This is a genomic window from Streptomyces sp. NPDC048606 (assembly GCF_040650855.1).
GTDB lineage: Bacteria > Actinomycetota > Actinomycetes > Streptomycetales > Streptomycetaceae > Streptomyces.
In genome coordinates this window covers 1-20270 of sequence record NZ_JBEZIB010000005.1, presented here as the reverse complement: position 1 = coordinate 20270, position 20270 = coordinate 1, and the positions used below count along the sequence as shown (strand labels likewise).

The following is a 20270-nucleotide window of genomic DNA, read 5'->3' as shown; positions in this document are numbered from 1 at the left end:
TGTGCGTGGCGGCGACGGGGCACGCTGACACCAAGGTCGGACACGGCGAACTCATCGAGGCGGTCGAGCGGGCCCTGGCCACGCACGGCCGCGCCATCCTCACCGGACCGGCCGGCGCGGGCAAGACCGAGGTCGCGCGGGCCGTCGCGGCCGCCGCCCACCGAAGGCGCGAAACCGTCCTGCGCCTCGCCCCCGAAGCCGCCGACCGACCGATACCCGAGGCCTCGGCCGCCGCCCTGCTCGCCTCCGTCCCCCGCACCGCCCTCGACCGGCTCGCCGGCCCCCAGCGCACCGCCATCGCCCGGCTCCGCCGCGAGGCCGACGCCCCCGACTCCGCCCCCGACCTCGTCGCCCTGCGCCTCGCCGTCGGAGAGGTCCTGCGCACCCTCGCCGAACCGGGCCCCGTCCTGCTCGTCCTCGACAACGCCCAGTGGCTCGACGCCGAGAGCACCGACCTCCTGCGCTTCGCCCTGCGCCTGACCCCGCCGCGCGTGCGGGTACTCGCCGCCGAATGCACCCAGGGCGGCGCCCCCGTCGCCGAACCCCTCTGCGGCCCCGGCACCCCCACCATCCGCGTCCCCGCCCTCGGCGCCGACGAGGTCGCCGAACTCCTGCTGCGCCACGGCCTGCCCGCCCGCCTCGCCGGCCGGATCCACCAGGCCAGCGGCGGCAACCCGCGCCTGGCCCTCGCCCTCGGCCACTCCCTCGCCGAAGCCGCCGCGGCCCCCGGAGCCGCCGGCGGACCGGGCGGCGGCGCGGCGGGCGGCGGCGCCCACCACGCCGACCCCCTGCCCGTGTCCGGCCAGGCCCGCGAGGTCGCCCGCCGCCTCCTCGCCGAAGCCCCCGAACAGACCCGCCGCACCCTGCTCCTCGCGGCCCTCGCCGCCCGACCCACCACCCCCCTGCTGCGCCGCGCCGGACGCCCCGACGCCGAAGCCGAACTCGCGCGGGCCGAACGGGCCGGGCTGGTCACGGTGGGGGAGGACGGCGCCGTCGCCTTCACCGCCGGCGCCCTGCCCACCGCCCTGGCCGCCGACGCCGGCTGGCCCGAACGCGCCGCCGGACACGCCGCGCTCGCCGCCGCCGTCGACGACCCCGTCCAGGCCGTACGCCACCGCGCGCTCGCCGTGGACACCGCCGACGAGGACCTCGCCGCCGAGATCACCGAGGCCGCCGCCGCCTGCCGCCGCCGCGGCCGGCGCGACCTCGCCGCCGAACTCGGGCTGCTGGCCGCCGAACGCACCCCCTGGGCCCACCCCCGCGAGGAACTCTCCCGCCTCGTCGCCGCCGCCGAGGACGCCGGCTGGGCCGGTCGCGCCGACCTCGCCCGGCGCGCCACCCGCGCCGTGCTCTCCCGCGACGCCACGCCCGCCCAGCGCGTCCGGGCCCGCCTCGCCGTCATCGACGCGGCCGGACAGGCCCTGGCCCACCTCGACGAGACCATCGCCTGCGCCGTCGCCGACGCCGAGGGGGACGCCTCGCTGCGCGCCGCCGTACAGTTGCGCATCGCCTGGAAGCACAACCTCAGCGACGGAGACCCCGTCCGCTCCCGGGACGCCGCCGCCGAGGCCGGCGCCCTCGCCCAGGCCGGCGGGGACCAGGTCGCCGAGGCCATGGCCCTGACCGTGCGGGCCCGCATGGGCCGCATCCTCGGAGACCCCGACGCCGAGGACATCCTCGCCCGGGCCCTGGCCCTGCCCACCCCCGACGTCCCCCTCGGCATGCGCAACGCGCCCCAGTACCTCGCCGTCCGCCACGCCCTGTTCGACGACCGGCTCGACGACGCCCGGGGGCAACTGCTCGCCCTGCTGCCCGCGGTGCAACGCACCGGCTCCGCCGAGGACGTCTTCGAGGTGCTGCGCAGCCTCACCGAGGTCGAACTGCGGCGCGGCAACTGCACACTGGGCTCGGCCCACGCCCGGCGCGCCCTGGAGCTGACCATCGAGGCCGGCCTGTCGCCCGGACCGGCCTGGTACGTGGCCGCGACCGCCGAGGCGGCCGGCGGCGGTTTCGCCCGCGCCGCGGGCTACGCGCGCCGGGGCATCCGCGCCTCCGAGGAGGAACACGACCAGGTGTTCCTCTCCCGCGGCCTGTACGCGCTCGGCACCGTCGAACTGGCCACCGGCGACGCCGCGAAGGCCGTCGCCACCCTGCGCCGGGTCGCCGCGCTGGAGGAGGCCCAGCAGGTGGTGGACCCGTCGGTGCTGCGCTGGCACGGCGAACTCGCCGAGGCCCTGATCGCCACCGACGCCGGCGCCGAGGCCGTCGCCCTCCTGGACCGGGTCGCCCCCGTGGCCCGCGACCTCGGCCGCACCACGGTGCTCGCCGCCCTGGACCGGGCCCGCGGCCTGGCCCTGTCGGCGCGGGGGGACGCGCAGGAGGCGGTGGCCCGACTGGAGGACACCGTACGGCTCTTCGCGGACCTCGGGCTGCCGCTGGAACAGGGCCGGACGCTGCTCGCCCTGGCCCGGGTGGAACGCCGCCGGCGGCGCCGCGCACCCGCCCGGGAGGCACTGCGCGCCGCCGCCGAGGTCTTCGAACGGGCCGGCGCCCGACCCTGGATCGCCCTCGCCCGGGACTCGGCGCCCGAGGCCGCCTCCCCGCACCGGGGGAGCGCCGGCGGCGGCGCCGGCACCCTCACCGAGGCGGAGGCGCGGCTCGCGCGGCTCGTCGGGGCGGGCGCCAGCAACCAGGAGGCGGCGGCGAAGCTGTTCGTCAGCGTGAAGACGGTGGAGGCCCGCCTCACCCGGATCTACCAGAAGCTGGACGTCCGCTCCCGGGCCCAGCTCGCCACGGCCCTGCGCCGTCACTGAGCCGGCCGGTCGCCCGGTTCCGCCCCCGGCGCGGGCCGGGGGCGGACGGTGCCGGGGCTCAGCAGGTGAGGTTGTTGCCCGGGGTGACGCCGAGCAGCTGGGTGAAGGCCTGGTACTTGTTCACCCGGCTCTGGACCTGCGCGGGGTTGCCGCCGTTGCACTCCAGGGCCCCGTTGATGGAGCGGATCGTCTCGCCGAAGCCCGCGCCGTTCACCATCGCCGCGTGGGCGGTCATGGTGCCCGGGCCGTTCTGGGTGTTCCAGTACCAGAGCGCCGTCTTCATGGCGACGGCCGGGTCCTGCTCGACGAGGTAGGGGTTGGCGAGGAGGTTGATGCCGAGGGCGTCGCCCGCCGCCTTGTAGTTGAAGTTCCAGCTCAGCTGGATCGGCCCGCGACCGTAGTAGGCCGCCTGGCCGGCGGGACAGCCGTAGGGCTGCGTGGCGTCACAGTAGTGCGGGTAGTTGGCCGTGTTCTGCTCGACGATGTGCACGAGCCCGCCCGTCTCGTGCGAGACGTTCGCGAGGAAGGCCGCCGCCTCGCGCCGCTTGACGGTGTCGTCGCCGGTCTTGGCGAAGCCGGGGTAGGCGGAGAGCGCCGCGACCAGGCCGTTGTAGGTGTAGAAGGGGTTCCGGTTCGGGAACATCTGGTTGAACTGGGTCTCGCTGACCACGAAGCCGGACGGGTCCGGGTTGCCCGGGTCCGTGCCGCCGCCGGTACCGCAGGCGCCCTGGTCGGACCAGACGCCCCACTGGCCGGTGGTGCCGGGCGTCTCGCCCTGGGTCCACCACTTGGCCTGCCAGTTGCGGCCGTTGTGCGAGGCGGTCGTGCCGCCGGTGTAGACGGCGGAGGAGGTCCACGCCGAGGCGCAGGCGGGGGCCGCGTTGGCGGAGGAGGCGGGCAGGGCGACGGCCAGACCGAGGGTCATCGCGGCGGTGGCGGCGAGGGACAGGGCGCGGCGACGCAGCGTGCGTATCACGAAAGGACTCCTGGGGTGGGGGGAGTTGTCGCGGGGTGGTGGGGGAGCGACGACACCGCCCACTGAACCGAAAGTGGTCTGGACCTGTCAAGGTATAGACCAGAGCTTTCGATGTGGTGCGCTCGTGAAACGCCGGACCGGCGTGACGGCCTCGCCGTCACGCCGGACCGGATCCCGCCTCGATCAGCTGCCGGCCGAGAGGTTGCCCGACAGCACCGGGATGTTGTCCAGGATGTGGGAGAGGGACTCGTCGCCCTTGGCCTGGGTGGAGTTCTCGGCGCACTGCTGGTTCTGCGGGTTGGACAGGACGTTGATGTCCTGGACACCCACGTTGACGGCGGCCAGGATCGACTGGGCGTTGACCTTCGCCGGCAGGCCGACGCAGAGCTTGTTCAGCGAACCCTGAACGGCGCTGAGCTGCGGGCTCATGTTGCCCTTGGTCTCCTGGTTGCCGTAGAGCTGCGCGGCGTTGTTGCCGTTGACCGTGTTCACGCCGTTGTCGTTGCCGATGGCCATCGCCGGGGAGGCCATGACGGCACCCGTACCGATGACGGATGCGGTGACCGCGGCGGTGGCCATGAACTTCTTGAGCATGTTGATCCTTCTGTCGCATGAGCTGTCCCCGGCGGGACGTCCTGATCAACTGCCTTCGTCGCCAACGGTTATCGCCGGTCACCCGTGCGGCCCAATGGCCTCCCCCGCGCGGCCCGTCGCTCAACCGGTCTTGCGGCGCACCTTCTTGTTCTTCCCGCCGGGTCCGGCGCCCGTGCCGGTCACCTTCGCCCGGCTCTGGTGGGCCTCCTGGGACCTGTTGTTCGCGGCGTTGCGGGCCAGGGCCTCCCGGAACCTGCGCTTGGCCTCCTCGGCCGGGGACTCGTCCTTCGGGGTGTCGTCGTTCGTGGCGTCGGTCTGCGGGGTGTCCGTACCGTCGGTCATCGGCGTGCCTCCTGGAGTGATCACTTCACGCCAGTCTGTCAGTCGGATCCCCGGTCGGCCACGGAGTTCGGCCCCGGGGGCACGGGGACCTCCGCGCCCCCTCCGGCCCGGACGGCGGCCAGGGCCGCCCGGTGCAGCGCGTACGGGTCCCCGTGGCGCACCGGGGAGCCGGTGAGGGTGTACCACTCGTCCGCGTCGGTGTACTGGACGTCGAGCCGGACCAGCCCGTCCCCGCCGGCGCTCGTGCGCAACGTCAGCGGACCGGTGATCACCCCGACCTCGTCGGTCATCGCCCCGCCGGGGCCGGCGAGGACCTCGTCCTGCCAGTGCGCGGGCCCGCTCACGACGCGGCGCAGGTGTCGAGCATGCCGGTCAGCGTGGTCCGCTCCGCCTCGGTGACGGTCAGCCCGTACAGGGACTTCACCGTCGTCCACGCCCGTCCGTACACGCACCAACTCGACTTGTCCGTCGGCTGCCACAGGTCGGGGCTCTGGTCGCCCTTGGAACGGTTCGAGGACGCCGACACCGCCAACAGCTGCGGTCCGCTCAGGTCGTTGGCGAAGGCCTTGCGCTTCGCCGCGTCCCATCCGGCGGCCCCCGAGCGCCAGGCCTCGGCGAGCGGCACCATGTGGTCGATGTCCAGCCTCTTCGCGTCGTCGATCTCCGCCCCGTCGTACAGGCTCTTCCAACGGCCCGAGACGGCGCGGCACTCGGAGTCGCGGGTGACGCCCGCCCCGTCGCGCGCGAGGACGGTCTCGCGGGTGTCGCACCTGTCGCCCTGCTCGGCCCAGTGCGTGAACCGGTCCCGGCTGTAGCCGGCCATCGTGCCGGGCGCGGCCACCTTCAGGGCCGCCAGGCGCTGCCTGGCGGCAGCCACCCCGACCATGCCGGGCAACACCTCGGCCGAGGGCGGGTTCCCCGCCGCCCCGGAGGGCGCGGGAGCCGTTGTCGGGGCCGACGCCGAGGGCGATCCGCTCACGGACGGCGTGGGCCGTGCCCCGCCGTCCGCCTTGCCCTCGCCGGGCGCGCCCGCGCCCCCGCATCCGGCGATCCCGAGCAGCAGCGCCGCGGCCACCACCGCGGCACGCACACCTGACTGACGATTCATGACCCGCCCCGAGGAGATTCGGACACCGTTCCGCTGAAGACTACCCATAACCGGACATCCAACCCGGCACCGGGCCTCCACCTCCCGACCGGGCGCCGTCCGCGCGGCAGTTCACGGTCCTCCCGACGGCCCCGGGTCGCGTGCCGGCCGCACCGGGCCCCCGCGCCGGACGTCACCGACGAGCCGGGCCCCGCCCGTACCGCCCGCTCCGCCCGTTCCCGCCACCCCGGGTGGCCCGGCCCTGCCGTGCCGCTCGGCCGCCGCGTTGACGGCCCGCCACCCGAGCGCCGCGCCCGCCGTGAGGGCCGCCGCCAGGACCGTCGGCCAGTGCGGGGTCACCGCCGCCCATGCCGCCCCCGCCGTCCGGACGACGAGGACCGCGGCCGCCGCCACGACCACCCCGAAGGCCGTCGCCGGTGAGCGCCGCACGATCCGGCCGCGGCCGGCGCCCGCGGCCCGCCGGCGTCCCTCCCGTGCCATCGGATCCCCTTCCCGTCGAGTCGCCCCGCGGCGGCCCGGAGCCACCGACCCGTCCGCCATCGACCGGAGCCGTCGGGGCCGTTCGTGGCCGTTCCCGGTCGCCGTGCTTCGAGTGTGGGCGGCGAACGGGCCCGTGGGGGTGGAACCCCGACCGAAGGCGCGCACGGGGGCGAGAACCGGCCGGCCCCCGCCCGCGGTCCCGGGTGCGTCGCCCACCCGCGACACCCCCGCGCAGCGGCCCCGGCCCGGCGCGAGGACGCTGCGCCGGGCCGGGGGAGTTGGCCGGAACGCGCCCGAGCGCGCGCCGGCCCCGCGTGCGCCGGAGCCGCCGGGTCAGGCCCAGGACGCGGCGACCAACGACCGCTGGGCGGCGCTCAGGTGGGTGTACGCCTCCAGCCAGCGGCGGGCGTACCCGTCGGCCGAGGGGTCGGTGAGCCGGCCGAAACCGTCGCGCGAGCGCCGGTCCGCCTCGGTGACCAGCGCGCCGGCCAGTTCGGCCGCCGCCCCGAAGCCGGCCCGGCGCAGCGGCCCGTACGCCGACAGGGACTCCGGCCCCCCGGCCGATTCCGCCACCGCCCGGCGCCCGCCCGCGACGCCCGCCTCCAACAGCCGACGCACCCGCCACAGCGGGGAGTCGGCCAGCGGATCCGGACCCGGATCGACGGGCCCGACCGGCCCCGCCTGCGCCGGACCCTCGACGTGGCCGCCCTGGAGGCGGTCGTAGCCGAGGTCCGCCCGCCCCCGCCACTCCGGCGGCAGCCGCAGCGTGTACGCCGCCCCCGGCACCGGGCCCACGGCCAGCGGGCTCAGCGTCGCCGCCCGGTCCAGGTCCGGCCGGCCCAGGACGCGCACCGCCAGTCCCGGACACCCCGCCAGCCGGCGCAGGTTCGCGGTGTGCGCCAGCTCCGGGTGCGGGTGCGCGGCCCGCAGCCGCAGGAGCGGCGCGTCGGGGCGTACGGCGCCCCGCGGCGACAGCTCCCGGACCAGCAGGTGCTCGCCGGCCGCGCCCACCACCTCCACGTCGCAGCCCAACAGCCGCGCCCCGGCGGCCGTGCCCGCGTCGGCCTCCACCTCGGCCAGGGCCGCCCCCACCGCCTCCGCGGCCGGGCGGGCGAACAGCGCCGCCACGCGCTCCCGGTCCCAGGGCAGGCCCGGTACGGGGGTGGCCCGTACGCCCCGCCCGGAACCGAGCCTGCCGTCGGCGGACACCGTCGCGCCGACGACGCGCAGCCCCCCGCGCGAGAGCCCCGCGTGGTCGAGCACGGCACCGCCGAGGGCCACGGAGGCGCCGCCCGCGCCGCGCGCCCGGGCGAGGCCGCCCGGGCGTACGTCGGACACCGTGTACGGGGAGCCGTCGTCACCGAGCAGGTGGGTGACCACGCCCCCGTACCCGGTGGCGGTCAGCACCGGCTCCCGGCACAGGCCGTGCACCAGCAGGCTGCCGCCGGCCGCGTAGGCCCGCCGACCGCCGCCGCCCACCCCGGCGCCGGGGGATCCGGACGCCGCCCACGCGGCGGTGCGCAGCAACTCGCCGAAGGCCGCCGCCAGGTCCGTGAGCCGCTGCCCGGCGGCCCGCTCCCGGGCGCCGCGCAGTCCCCGTACGACGCGCAGGGCCGCGGCCTCCGCGCGGGGCAGCCCCGCCAGGCGCGCGGTGTGCGCGGCCCGCAGCAACTCGGCCTGGACCACCACCCCTCCCGCGCTCACCCCGGCGGCGAGCGCCTCGGCGGCGGCCGCCCACAGGGCCGCACCGGCCCGCACCTGCGCCGGGGTGAGCGGCGTCGTGTCCCGCTCCACCTCCGCCCCCTCGGTCGGGGTGGTGCTCGACCCCGGCGCGGTTCCCGCCACGTCCTCGCCGGCCGCCCCCGGACCGGCGGCGGCCGGCTCGGCACCCGGTACGGCCGAAGGCTCCGACCCGACCCCGTCCACCGGCGGATCGGCCGGCGGATCAGCCGGTGGAGCCGCGCCCAGTACCGCCGCCCGGTGCAGGCAGCGCGGCGCCAACAGGCAGGTGCAGGAGGCCTCCTCGGCCCGCGCGACCACCCCCGAGGGACCCGGTCGCAGCGTGACCAGCGCGTCCTCGCCGAAGCGGACGTCGACCCCGCCGTCCTCCCCGGCCACGGCCCGCGCCCCGCACTCCGCGACCGCCGCGTCGAGCTTCTTGCGCAGCCGGGCACTGAGGTTCTCCACGGCCTCGACGAGCACCTCGGGGGCGACCGGCGGCAGCACCCCGGTGCCCGCCCCGGTCACGACGCTGTTGCTGTTCAACGGGGCTCCCCGCGGAGTCGGTCGCCCACCCAGCGGGCGAGGGCGAGAGGGCTGAGGGCGGCCACCGGCATGCCGGCCGCCACGAGCTGCCGCGCCACCGGCACCGAATAGCGGGGCGTCCCCGCGTCGTCGAGGGCGGCGCAGCCCAGGAGATGGGCGCCGGAGGCCGCCAGGGCGCGCACCTCCCCGAGCAGACCGCCGAGCGGGGCGCCCTCCTCGAAGTCGCTGACCACCACGACCAGCGTGCGGCTCGGCACGGTCATCAGGGACCGGGCGTGCGCCAGGGCCCCGGCGATGTGCGTCCCGCCGCCGACGCGGACCTCCAGCAGCAGCGACAGCGGGTCGTCCACCCGGTCGGTGAGGTCCACGACCTGCGTCGAGAACGCCAGGAAGTGTGTGGACAGCGTGGGAACGCCGCCCAGTACCGCCGCCGTCAGCGCCGACCAGATGACGGAGGCCTCCATCGAGCCGGAGACGTCGACCACCAGGATCAGCCGCCAGTCCGATTCCCGCGAGGCGCGGGTGGCGAACACCGGCCGCTCCGGCACGACGACCACCCGGCCGTCGTCCAGGCGGCGGGTGTGCGCCAGGTTGGCCCGCAGGGTCCGGGCCAGGTCGAGCGGCCCGCCGGGACGGCGCGTGGGACGCGCGGTGGCCAGACCCGACAGGGTCGGGCGCAGTCGCGACGCCAGCTCCTTCGCCAGCTCGTCCACCAGCCGCCGCACCAGGGGCCGCAGCCGGGAGAGCTGCTGCTCCGGCATGCCCCCGGCCAGCGAGAGCACGGACCCGAGCAGTTCCACGGACGGGCGCACCGAGGCGGGGTCGAGCTGGGCCAGCACGTCGCTGCGGCCCGCCTCGGCCGCGTCGGCGAGCACCTCCTCGCGCACGTCCTCCCCGAAGAGGGACTCCAGTTCCCGCGACCACTCCCGGGCCGTCGGGAAGGAGGGCCCGTCGCCGCCGCCCGCGCCGGCCCGGTCGAGGTCGCCGGAGCCCTCGCCCCGCCCGGCGCCGTAGAGCTCGTCGAGGGCGCGGGCGTAGCGGCCGGCGCCGGCCGGCAGGCGGTCGCGCTGGCGACCCAGCAGCAGCCGCCACCGGTCCGCGGGGGCGAGCCGTCGGCCGTCGGGAGCCTCCTCGCGCGGCGCGTGGGCCGGGTCCGGCGACCCGTGGACCCCGGCATCCGCCGGTGCGGGGGATTCCTGGGGCGTCCCGGCGCGGTCCGGCGCGCCGGCGTCCGGACCGGCGGCGGGCGGGAGGGCCTTCAGCGCGGCCCGGCCGGCCGCGTCGGCGGCGGCCCACAGCGCCAGCAGCGCGGGCGAGGCGTCCAGCGACACGTCGACGCGGTCCCCGAGCCGCTCCGTGACGGTCTCCAACAGCCGGTCGCGGGCGGCCGGGGACAGCGCGTCGAACCCGCCGCGCAGCGCGGGCAGCCGCTCCAGGAACGCCTCGTCGGACAGGTCGTCCACCCGGTCCAGCAGCGGGGCGACGGCGGCCGGGGAGGCCCCCAGGAGGGGGCCGGCCGCGCTCAGGACACCGGCCAGCCGACGGCCCAGGGCGCGCCGCCCGTCGGCGGAGGTCGCGCCGTCGATCCAGGCGGCGACGCGCGCACCCAGCCCGGCCGCCGGATCCAGGTCCAGCAGCACCCGTACGGCCAGGGCGGCGCCGCGCATCAACGGGCTCGCGCCGGTGGCGAGTTCCGTCAGGCACGCGTCCATCCGCAGCCCCAGGCGGCGGGCCGCGACCCGGTCGGCGAGGGCCACCAGGGACCGGGCGTCGGCCGGGTCGTCACTGCCGGCGAGTCCGGGCAGGGACCGTACGGCCGCGTCGATCAGCTCGCCGGTGAGTACGGCGGCCCGCTCCCGGGAAGCCTCCCCGGAGCCGGGGAGGTGACCGCGCCGCAGCCCCTCCAACAGGTCGGCGGCCTCCAGGAGTTCCGCGACGCCGGCCGTGTCCGGCAGGACGGTCGCCACCTCCTCCAGCCGTACGTCGACCAGCTCGGGCAGGTCGCACCGCGCGGCCGCCTCCAGCCCGGTCAGGATCTGCGCCGCCGTCGGGCCGCCCTCGGCCGCCTGGCGGCGCGCCACGTCCCGCAGCGTTCCGGCGGCGGCCTGGGCGGCGGTGACGCCGCGGACCCCCACCAGGTCGAGACGGGCCGGCACCGCCGGGGTCCAGGACAGGCGCCACTTGCTGCCCAGGGCGGTGCCGTCGCCGGTGGCGGCGACGGCGACGGGCTCCCCGTACGAGGCGCCGCACACCAGCAGGCGCCGCAGCAGCACCTCGCGCCGCCCGTCCAGCGCGGAGCGCAGCGGATCGAGGCGCACCTCGCGCGGGGCGGGGTCCTCGGGCGACGGCAGCCGCAGCGCGGCCAGCTCCGCCTCGACGGAGGGGCCGAGGCCGCTGCGCGGGGCGTGCGGGGTGGTGCGGCCACGTCCCGCGCCGACCAGCGCGGCCTCCAGCGCCTTGGCCAGCGCGCGGCCCCGGCCCAGGAGTTCACCCTGGCCGAGGACCGCCGTCACGGCCTCCAGCAGTTCGCCGCGACCGGGCGCGGGCAGCCCGCGCAGCGCCGCCAGGTCGCAGGCCAGGCGCAGGGTCTCGGCGGCCTCGCCGGTGCCGGCGGTGTGGCCGGCGCGGCGCAGCTCGCGACAGACGGCGGTGACGGCGACCGAGGCCGCCTCCCGCAGCCGGTCCGGGTCCCCGCCCGCCTCGAACACGGCCTGCTGCCACAGCGGGTCGCGGATTCCGGCGGGGTAGCCGGAGCGGGAGTCCAGCAGGTCGTACGAGTACGCCACGAAGGAGGTGACCGCCTCGTCCGGCGCCTGGGCCGCGTCCCCCTCCGGGTGCGCGTGGGGGCCGGGGACCGTGTCGGAGCCGGAGCCGGAGCCGGAGCCGGAGCCGGAGCCGGAGCCGGAGCCGGAGCCGGAGCCGGAGCCGGAGCCGGTGGGCGGCACGGCCAGGGCGGGCGCGTGGAAGGCGCCGATCACGGCCGCGACCCGGCGTCCGCCCGCCGAGGCGGCGGTGATCACCCGCCGCATGTGGGCCTCCCGGGCCAGGTCCGTCGCCGCGACGGCTCCCGTGTCCGTGCGCAACGCCCAGCCGACGCCCAACGCCGCACGGCGCACGGCCTCGGGGGAGCAGCCCGGGGCCAGGACCTCCACGGCCCGGTCCCACAGGTCGTCCCCGTCGCGCCCGGTGCCGCGGGCGGCGAGCCCCTCGGCGAACGCGCGCCGGCCCGCGGTGACGACCGGCGCGGTGACGACCGCGGCGGCGCCGGCCGGTGCGGGTACGGGAGCGGTGCCCGGAGCCGTGACCGGTTCCGCGTCGATCCCGGGGGCCGCGCCGGGGCCGGCCGCCGGGGCCGGCCGCGCGTCCGGTCCGTCGGCGTCCCAACCCCGGTCCGTCAGCGGCAGGTCGCAGCAGAGCACCTCCACGCCCCGCTCCCGCGCCCAGCGGATCGCGGCCAGTTCGGGCGAGAAGTCGGCGAACGGGTAGAAGGCCGGCAGGCCCCCGCGCCCCGGACCCGCCAGGGCCACCGGGGCGAGGGTCTCGGGGTCGGCCAGGTGGACCAGCCACCGCTGGAAGTCGGTGGGCAGCTCCACGCACAGCACGTCCGGCTCCGCCGCGTCGAGCAGCGCCGGGACCATCGCCGCCAACGCGGGACTGTGGTGGCGCACCCCCAGCAGGTACGGCGCGCGCGACGCGGCGAGCGCGTCCACCGCCTCCCGCGGATCGGTGCCGGAGGTGTGCGTCAACGCAGGCTCCCGCGCAGGTCCCACAGCCGGCGCCACATAGCCGAGCCGTCCTCGGCGCGCCGGCGCACCGGACCGTCCCAGTACCCGAGCAGCCGCCCGTGGTCGGCCGGGTCGTCCTTGCGCACGACGCCCAGCAGGTGCCCCGGCAACAGGTCCAGCACGTCCCCGCCCGGCAGGTACGCCGCCGCCACCCCGAGCGAGGCGGCCACCTGCACGGCCTCGGCGGTGGACATGACCGTACCGGGCCGCTCCACGTCCCAGCCCTCCGCGCTGCGTCCCGAGCGCAGGTCCCGGAAGACGGTGACGAGCGCGTCCAGCACCGCGTCGTCCACCCCGAAGGCCGCGCCGGCCCGCTCCACCGCCGCCACGGCCTGCCGCCGGATCAGCGTGGCCTCGGCGTCGGCGTCGGCGATCGGCGCGACGGTCTCGAAGTTGAAGCGCCGCTTGAGGGCGGCGGACATCTCCGACACGCCCCGGTCGCGCAGGTTGGCGGTGGCGATGACCGTGAACCCCGGGGCCGCGGAGACCGTCGAGTCCTCGGTCGCGGTCAGTTCCGGAACACTGACCCGGCGGTCGGACAGGATCGACACCAGCGCGTCCTGCACCTCGGGCAGGCAGCGGGTGATCTCCTCCACGCGCACCACCCGGCCCGTCCGCATCGCCGCGAGCACGGGGGAGTCGACCAGGGCCTGGGAGGTGGGGCCCTGCGCGAGGAGCAGCGCGTAGTTCCACCCGTACCGGAAGGCGTCCTCCGTGGTGCCGGCCGTGCCCTGCACGGTCAGCGCGCTGGTCCCGCACACGGCGGCGGAGAGCAGCTCGGACAGCATCGACTTGGCGGTGCCGGGCTCGCCGGTCAGCAGCAGGCCGCGCTCGCCGGCGAGGGTGACCACGCACCGCTCCACCAGGGCGCGTTCCCCGACGAACTTCGGGGCGATCACCAGCTTCGTCGGCAGGCCCGCCCGCCGCGTGGGCAGGGCCAGCTCCTCGCCCCCGCTGCCGCACACGAAGGTGACGACGGCGCGCGGCGTGAGCGCCCAGCCGGGCGGGCGGGGGCCGGTGTCCTGGGCGGCGAGGAAGGCGAGCTCGGAGGCGTACCGCTCCTCGGCGGGCATGACCTGCCGTGCGGGGGCGGACTGTTCGGTGACGGTCATCGGGTCCTCTGGGTCGATCGGTGGTGGTCGGTCGGGTGGTGGCGGTCTGTCGGGAGCGGTGCGGGTGCGCACCGCGGGGCGCGGTCCGGTGCGAGGAGCGCAGCCGCGGGGAGGCGGGGCGCGGGGAGGCGTGGGCGGTGGGCACACCCACCGCCCACGCCGCCCCGCCGCGCCCGGGCAGGCCCGGTCAGCGGCGCCGGCGGGCCGGTGCGCGCTTCACGTCGAGCGCCTCGAAGCGCGGCACGTCGCCCTCGACGACCCGCGCCCACGCCCGGCGGTACAGGTCGGCGGCGGGCAGCGTGGGCACCAGGGCGCCCAACACCGCGGCCCCGCCCGGCGCCATCGCGTACATCGGCAGCTTCCACGTCTCCACGGGCAGCGCCGGCGCCTGCGGCTCGGCCCAGGCCCCGGGCAGGAACAACGAGCGTCCGGCCCGGGGCCGCGCGGCCTCCACCACCAGCTCGGTCGCGGCCAGTTCGGCGCGGGCCGCCTTCAGTCGCGCCGGCTTCCAACCGGTCCAGCGCGCCGTGTTGCGGTCCGTGGGGTCGGGCATGGCCAGCAGCGCCAGGTACAGGCAGGCGGCGTCCGCGCCCAGCCCGTACGCGGCCGAGGCCTCGGCCACCAGGTCCGGCACCGAACGGCCCGGGTCCTGCGGCCACCAGGTGCCGTCCGCGGCGGCCTCGCCGGCCGCGGGCACGCCCGGGTCGGCGAGCAGCGCCGCGAACGCCGGATCGTGCGCGAGCCGCAGCGCCGTCTCCGGCCCGGACGGCGTCTGGTCCGTCCCGCGCAGCAGCGGCAGGTACGGGTCGGAGCCCGTCGAGTCGAGCCGCGCCGGCAGCACCGAGGTGTCGGCGTACCCGCCCCGGGGGTGCAGCACGACCGCGCCGTAGCGTTCGTAGCCCTCCCCGGTCTCCGTCGGGGTGCCGGCCGCCTCGCGGAACTTGTCCGCGTGCACCCAGTGCCCGACGCCGAGCATCAGCCCCGGGTGGGCCAGCCGCCGCCGTACCGCCGTGAGGGCCGGCGGCAGGCAGGCCCGCAGGGGGTCCCCGGCCGGCAGGCGGTGCGCGAGCCAGGCCGTGAGGGCCACGGCGCTGGTCAGCGTCTGCGTGCCGAAGCGCGGGCCGGTCGGTTCGTCACCCGCCCCGTTCCGGGCGAGCGGGTGGTCGACGTCGCGGGACAGCACGGGGGACAGGTCGGGGCCGAGCAGATCGGGTAGCGCCCGGTGCGGCGGCCACGGTACGCGGACCTCCTTCGCGGCGTCGGCGAGCAGCTCCTCGGGCACCGGCGTACGCCGTCCCACGCGCTCGTTCCACACCAGCGCGGCCGCGGCCACGTCCGGGCCCCGCGTCCACAGCAGGGCCGGATCGGCCGGCAGCAGCGCCGCCACCAGCTCCCGGCGCACGTCCGCGGACAGGGAGTTCAGCTCCTCGCGGGCGTGCCCGGCGGGCGTGGCCTTGATGCCGAGCGTCGCGCGCAGTTCGGCGGTCAGGAAGCCGCGGTCGTAGGTGTCCAGCTGCGGCAGACCCGCCACGACCACCCGGGCCAGGGTGGCGTTCACCCCGGTCAGACGGGTGAACTCGGCGGCGGCCTCCGGGAACCACGGCGCCGGACCCCGCTCGGCCGCCTCCTTCAGGAAGGCGCCCAGCCAGTTCGCGCCGCGCTCCGGATCGCCCGGCACCGCCGTCGGCCCGGGCAGGACGCGGCCGGTGTAGGGCGCGGGCACCTCGAAGCGGCCGCTCGGGTCGTGCAGCAGCGCGTTGAAGTCCCGACCCCCGGCGGTCCCCTCGAAGAAGTCGGTCACCGCGAGCACCGCGCCGTCGCCGAGCGGCAGCGCGGTACGGTGCCGGCTCCCGTGGCCGCGTTCGCGCCCGTCGACGCCCCGCAGCAGCTCCCCCTCCACGCGCAGCCGCATCCGGCGCCAACGCCCCGAGGCGCTCTCGCCGGAGGCGAGGCCGAGGGCGTCGACCTCCGCGAGCGTGCGGCACAGAGCGGCCCGCTGTTCGTCCGTCACCCCGGTGACGACGGCGCGGTAGGCCACGGCGGCCGGCCGCTCCAGGAACACCTCCGTCCACGGGAACGCGCTGAACGTGGCGTGCGGGACGTCGACGTGCAGCCGCCCGGGAACGGCCTCGGCGGCGGTGTCCGCGACGGCCGTCGCGAGCAGGCGCAGGTAGCGGAAGGTGGCGTCGGACTCGGCGCTGTAGCCGTGCCGGCGCGAGGTGAACAGGCCGCTCAGGCCCGCGTCGATGTCCCTGTCCGTCGGCCCGCGCTCCGGTCGGGGCTGCGGGGCCACCACCGGACGGGGTTCGAGGGCGGCCGCCACCCGGGCCAGCTCCTTGCGCTGGCGCAGGGCGGTGCGCACCCGGTCGACCACGCCGCGCAGCAGGGCGCCCTCGCCGATCTCGGGCAGCGCCTCGGCGACGGCCTCGGGGACCCGCTCGGCCTTCTCCTGCGCGGCGGCGGCCTTCAGCAGCGCGCCGGCCCGTACGGAGTCCATGGCGCGCAGCACCGCGGACCCCCGCGGGTCCCGCGCCCGCAGGCAGTACCAGTAGGCGAGCGGGGGCAGCTCGGCCCCCTCGGCGGAGTAGCCCGCCGCGGTGGACCGTTGGCTCAGTCCGAGCCGCGCGCTCACGACGCCCTCGGGGTCGGTCATGACCAGCGAGCGCCCGTCCGTGGACACCGCCCGCAGCCGGTCGTCGCCGGGCAGCGCCACGGCGTGGCGGGGCGCGGTGGCGCCCTCGGCCGTGGTCACGGACCGCCCGGACTGGTCGCGGCCGTGCCAACGCCCGTCCGGCAGGCGCACCGTGCGCCAGCCGAGGAGCCCGTCGACGGGGGCGCCGAGCACCGAGCCCTCGACGGTGGGCGCCGGGCGCAGCCAGCTCTGTCCGACGCCGTCGGCCAGGGTGCTGCCCGCGGGGTGGTCGCGCAGGGCGTCGGCGAGGAAGCCGGGCAGCGAACGCCTCCCGAGGGAGCCGCCGGTGGGCTCGTACTCGTACCAGCCGGTCTCCTCGCCCTCCGCTCCCCGCTCCCAGACCCAGTGGGTGACGCCGTCGGAGAGGATCGGCCGCTCCGCCGGGACGCGGCTGTCGCCGCCGTGCAGCACACCGTGGCCGGTGGTGCGTCCGCCGCCGGGCAGCGGCAGGGTGACGTGCCCGGTGCGCACCGACCAGTAGGTCGCGGAGGACTCCAGGGTCAGGACCTCGTCGGGGGCGCTGAGCCAGTAGCCGCGCACCTCGCCCTCGTAAGTGGCCCAGAAGACGAGCAGGTCGTCGTCGGTGTGGTGGAAGCCGACCTGCCGGTGGCCGCCCGAGGGGACCCGCAGGTCGTGCGTCAGCACGGTGGAGTCCGGCCCGATGACCCGGACCTGGGAGGAGTTGGCCACGATGACGTGCGGCCAGGCGTCCATCACCGTCAGCCGGTGGTCGCCGCGCCGCGGGGACATCTCGGAGACGGCCTCCTCCCAGGCGGGCCAGACCAACTCCTCGAACATGCCGCCGCGCAGGGTGTGGGCGAGGACGGAGCCGAGGTCGAGGCCGGCCGCGAGGGAGACCTCCTTCGGAGCCAGGGCCAGGGCCTCGTCGGGCAGCCAGGACAGTCGGTTGATCGCGGCGGGCAGCTCGGGCAGACCGGCGTCGAGCGTCTCGCCGGCGACGAGGCGCACCCACTCGGCGAGCAGGTCGGCGCTGCCCGGGGAGCCGGCCAGGAGCCGGAACGTCTCACGGCCGACGTTCTGCGCGCTGCGGTCGCCGCCGCGCAGGGTGCGGAAGAAGGTGGGCCGCAGCCGCTCGTCGGCGCACAGCGCGGCCAGGTCGCGGCGCTCGGGGTCGGCGCGCCACCGCTCCAGCTCCATCGTGCCGTTCGCCATGGCGTCCGTGACGGCCACGGGCACGTCCAGGGAGAGCAGCAGGTCGACCAGGCTGACGTCCTGGAGGTTGAGCTTCAGCCCCTCCTCCCGGCCCGGCAGGGCCAGTTCGGCGCGCAGCCGCTGCGCGCAGCGGACGACGAGGGGGCGCAGGCCGGCCAGGGCGTGTCCGGCGCGGCGCCAGCCGGAGAAGCGGGAGGCGTGGAAGCGCTCCAGCCAGCCGGCGGTGCCGTCGGGGGAGGCCTCGCCCTCGGGCGCGTCCACGTCGACGAGGCCCGCGACCGCCCCGGACTCCTCCAGCAACTCCAGCCAGAACGGCGCCAGTTCGCCCGCCCCGCCGGAACCCTGCGGGATCATCCCCAGCAGGGTGCCGCGTACGGACGGCTCGCGCCGGGCCAGCGCCACGAGGGAGGCGCGGTGCGCGGTCCACCAGCCGGTGGCGGCCCTCGGGGTGGCGGGCAGCGGCAGCAGCTCCGCGAGGTAGTCCTGTTCGGCCCGCGCGGCGTCGACCTTGGCCGCCCGCGCCAGCCGGCGCAGCTCGACCGTGGCCTGCGCGGACGGCGCCAGACCGCCCGCGGTGCGGCGCACGCACAGCCGCCGGAAGCGCTCCAGGGCCTCGGCGGGGGTGACGCGGCGGGACAGCTCCTTGCCGTACCCGGTGAGGACCTTCACGGGCAGCGCCCCGGCCAGGGCGAACTCCAGGAAGACCGCGTCGAGCCGGTCCTCGTCGATGTCGAGGCCGAACCGGGTCTCGCTCGCGCGGGCCTTGCCGAACAGCTGGGCGGCGTAGGTGGTGTTCTCGACGCCGAGGAAGACGCGGGCGGCCTGCTCGTGGAAGACGGGCAGGAAGTGCGGGACGGAGGCCGCGAGCCGCTCGGCCAGTTCGTTGCAGGCGTCCAGGGCGGCCTTGGGCTTGGTCTTCACCTGGCGGGATACGCGGTCGAGCTCGGGGACGAGCGCGAGGGCCTGGTGGCCGTCCTCGGGGTGGTGCACGAGCACCCACTCCGGGAACCCGAGCGCCGAACGCCGCCCGAGGCCCACCACGGCCGGCTCGCCGTGCGGTACGAGGCCCAGGAACCCGGCCGCGAGGTCCTCGGCGGCGCCCAGTTCGGCCGCGGCCAGGCGCACCACCACCCGCTCGTCGCCGAGCGCCGGGTGACGGTAGGCCCGCGCGGTCAGCGGCACGGCGGACGGGCCCCCGTCCGCGGCGTCGACGGGCAGGACCGCGCCCGCCGCCAGCAGTGCCTCACCGGTGGTGTTCCCGATGCCGTCGGTCGTGTTGTCGGTGCTCACGCGTCCCCGCCCTCCTCGATCTTGCGCCCGGCGTACAGTGCCGCGGCCATCCGCATGCCCTCGGACCAGGCCACCGGTCCGACCTCGCCGAGTCGTACCGCCCGCCCGTCCGCGTCGTTCCAGTTCAGTGCGCCGGTGGTGGTCTCGTCGTCCCAGTAGGGCTCGCCGATCCACACGGCCGCCTCGACGGCGCGGCCGGTGTCGCGGATCCGCAGGCAGGCGTAGCCGCCGGAGACCCGGTAGCCCAGGCCGGTCGCCCGGGCGGCGAGGCCCTGCCGGTTGGGGTACTTCCCGCCGGCGTAGTCCGACACCTCGGTCGCGCCGGCGCGCACGTCGTCGGGCTTCACCCAGGTCGCGCGGTGGATCTGCTCGACGCGCTGGGTGAGGCCCAGCTCCGCCGCGAACTCCCGTACGTCGTCCAGGTCCGGCAGCAGCACCGGGTGCGGCAGGGTCACCGTGCGCGGGGAGAGGCGTACGGTCTCGCCGTCCAGGTCGAGGACCTTCAGCTCACCGGATTCGGTCACGTCGCGCAGGAACCCCACCTCGTCCGGGTCCTCGCCGACGATCGCCAGGTCGCGCAGCGCCTCCTGCCAGGCCGCGTCGGGCCAGACCCGGGCCAGGAGTTCCGTCGGCACCGGCAGGGAGGACACCATCCAGGCGTCCACCTGGGCCAGGCACGCCGCCTCGTGGCGCTCCAGCCACTCGGAGAGCCGGCGCAGCCGGTCCACCTCGGGGTGGTCGCGCAACGCCTTGGGCAACGTCTTCAACTGCCGCCCCGCGGGCCGCCGGGCGGTGACCCGCCCTTCGACGAGGGAGACCTCGTACCCCTCTTCCAACGCCAGCCAAGTCATCAGCCGTGCCCCTTCGACCCTGTCCGTCACCGTTCGTGGGCAGCCCGAAGCAACGCGTCGACGCTGCCGGGCTGCGGTAATCGGGAGACTAGCGACCCCCACCGACAACGCGGACGGCTGGGCTCCGCATGGCCCCCGGTCAGATCCTCGGGGGAGAATTCCCGTTGTTGGAGCTCGGAGTGCGAAGTGGGGCGGGACCGTGACACGGACATCGGTGGAACTCGGCAAGGGCGGCAACCATCCGCTGCCCGGCGGACCGGTCGTCGTGACCGTGGACACGTCGGCGGCGGTGGACGTCTCGGCCCTGCTGCTGACGGCGACCGGCCGGGTCCGCGACGACGCGGACCTGGTGTTCTTCAACCATCCGCAACAGGACGGCGTACGGGTCGGCGGGGCCCGGGTGTACGCGGACCCGGACCGGATCCCGGCCGGGATCGAGAGGGTCGTCTGCGTCGCGAGCATCGACGCGGACCGGCCCGGGGCCGTCTTCGACGCGGCGTCGACGCCGGTGGTGACGGTGGCCTGCGGCGAGCGGGAGGTGCGCTTCGCCCCGCCGCCGGCGGCGGACGGCGAGACGGTGCTGCTGCTCGTCGAGCTGTACCGGCGCGCGGGCGGCTGGAAGGTCCGCGCGGTGGGTCAGGGCTACGCGACGGGACTGGCGGGACTGGCGACCGACTTCGGCATCACGGTCGACGAGGCCCCCGCCCCGGGGGCGGGGGGCGCCCGGCGGGCGCGGCCACCCGAGCCGCCCCGGCGCGGCGGGCGAGGGCGTGGGGAACTGCGGGAGGG

At 77.2% G+C, this 20270-nt stretch carries 13 protein-coding genes; 2 read left to right on the top strand and 11 right to left on the bottom strand.

The genetic code is table 11. The features are described from left to right. The first annotated feature begins 5 nt into the window (after positions 1-5). On the top strand, positions 6-2813 hold the full coding sequence (locus AB0D01_RS07190; protein WP_363054050.1) for a LuxR family transcriptional regulator: 2808 nt from the start codon (positions 6-8) through the stop codon (positions 2811-2813). A gap of 58 nt (positions 2814-2871) precedes the next feature. Here the strand turns inward: AB0D01_RS07190 and AB0D01_RS07185 are convergent, their stop codons facing one another. The 11 genes from AB0D01_RS07185 to AB0D01_RS07135 form a co-directional block, all read right to left on the bottom strand. Next, entirely contained in the window at positions 2872-3738 is an 867-nt protein-coding gene (locus AB0D01_RS07185) for a glycoside hydrolase family 19 protein (RefSeq protein ID WP_363054282.1), read from the bottom strand. A gap of 234 nt (positions 3739-3972) precedes the next feature. After that, positions 3973-4383, bottom strand: coding sequence for a rodlin (locus AB0D01_RS07180; RefSeq protein ID WP_363054049.1), 411 nt, complete (start codon positions 4381-4383; stop codon positions 3973-3975). 120 nt (positions 4384-4503) lie between these two features. Next, positions 4504-4725: a DUF5302 domain-containing protein gene (locus tag AB0D01_RS07175; protein WP_363054048.1), complete on the bottom strand. Its 222-nt coding sequence runs from the start codon at positions 4723-4725 to the stop codon at positions 4504-4506. Positions 4726-4763: 38 nt separating this feature from the next. Continuing rightward, positions 4764-5015 carry a hypothetical protein gene (locus tag AB0D01_RS07170; protein ID WP_363054281.1) on the bottom strand — a complete coding sequence of 84 codons (252 nt, stop codon included), beginning with the start codon at positions 5013-5015 and terminating at the stop codon, positions 4764-4766. A 50-nt stretch (positions 5016-5065) separates the two neighbouring features. Continuing rightward, positions 5066-5833 carry an HNH endonuclease family protein gene (locus AB0D01_RS07165; RefSeq protein ID WP_363054047.1) on the bottom strand — a complete coding sequence of 256 codons (768 nt, stop codon included), beginning with the start codon at positions 5831-5833 and terminating at the stop codon, positions 5066-5068. A 111-nt stretch (positions 5834-5944) separates the two neighbouring features. Then, positions 5945-6313 carry a hypothetical protein gene (locus tag AB0D01_RS07160; RefSeq protein WP_363054046.1) on the bottom strand — a complete coding sequence of 123 codons (369 nt, stop codon included), beginning with the start codon at positions 6311-6313 and terminating at the stop codon, positions 5945-5947. Between the two features lie 333 nt (positions 6314-6646). Then, positions 6647-8578 (bottom strand): hypothetical protein, encoded by a 1932-nt coding sequence (locus tag AB0D01_RS07155; protein ID WP_363054045.1) that lies wholly within the window; start codon positions 8576-8578, stop codon positions 6647-6649. After that, positions 8575-12324, bottom strand: coding sequence for a DUF5682 family protein (locus tag AB0D01_RS07150; protein ID WP_363054044.1), 3750 nt, complete (start codon positions 12322-12324; stop codon positions 8575-8577). Before AB0D01_RS07150 ends, AB0D01_RS07155 begins: the two co-directional genes overlap by 4 nt. Continuing rightward, positions 12321-13475 carry an AAA family ATPase gene (locus AB0D01_RS07145; protein ID WP_363054043.1) on the bottom strand — a complete coding sequence of 385 codons (1155 nt, stop codon included), beginning with the start codon at positions 13473-13475 and terminating at the stop codon, positions 12321-12323. Before AB0D01_RS07145 ends, AB0D01_RS07150 begins: the two co-directional genes overlap by 4 nt. Before the next feature lie 187 nt (positions 13476-13662). Then, the gene (locus AB0D01_RS07140) at positions 13663-18630 is read right to left on the bottom strand and encodes a DNA-binding protein (protein ID WP_363054042.1); all 4968 of its coding nucleotides are present in this window, start codon (positions 18628-18630) and stop codon (positions 13663-13665) included. Further along, a complete protein-coding gene (locus tag AB0D01_RS07135) occupies positions 18627-19481 on the bottom strand; it encodes a DUF4132 domain-containing protein (protein ID WP_363054041.1) in 855 nt (284 codons plus the stop codon). Before AB0D01_RS07135 ends, AB0D01_RS07140 begins: the two co-directional genes overlap by 4 nt. A 199-nt stretch (positions 19482-19680) precedes the next feature. Here AB0D01_RS07135 and AB0D01_RS07130 point away from each other — a divergent pair. Then, the coding region (locus tag AB0D01_RS07130) for a TerD family protein (protein WP_363054040.1) at positions 19681-20270 on the top strand (590 nt) is incomplete at its 3' end.

Bases quoted from the DNA above. Each gene is read 5' to 3' on its own strand.
- AB0D01_RS07185 (WP_363054282.1), bottom strand. From the start codon at position 3,738: ATGACCCTCGGTCTGGCCGTCGCCCTGCCCGCCTCCTCCGCCAACGCG.
- AB0D01_RS07180 (WP_363054049.1), bottom strand. From the start codon at position 4,383: ATGCTCAAGAAGTTCATGGCCACCGCCGCGGTCACCGCATCCGTCATC.
- AB0D01_RS07175 (WP_363054048.1), bottom strand. From the start codon at position 4,725: ATGACCGACGGTACGGACACCCCGCAGACCGACGCCACGAACGACGAC.
- AB0D01_RS07170 (WP_363054281.1), bottom strand. From the start codon at position 5,015: ATGACCGACGAGGTCGGGGTGATCACCGGTCCGCTGACGTTGCGCACG.
- AB0D01_RS07165 (WP_363054047.1), bottom strand. From the start codon at position 5,833: ATGAATCGTCAGTCAGGTGTGCGTGCCGCGGTGGTGGCCGCGGCGCTG.
- AB0D01_RS07160 (WP_363054046.1), bottom strand. From the start codon at position 6,313: ATGGCACGGGAGGGACGCCGGCGGGCCGCGGGCGCCGGCCGCGGCCGG.
- AB0D01_RS07145 (WP_363054043.1), bottom strand. From the start codon at position 13,475: ATGACCGTCACCGAACAGTCCGCCCCCGCACGGCAGGTCATGCCCGCC.
- AB0D01_RS07135 (WP_363054041.1), bottom strand. From the start codon at position 19,481: ATGACTTGGCTGGCGTTGGAAGAGGGGTACGAGGTCTCCCTCGTCGAA.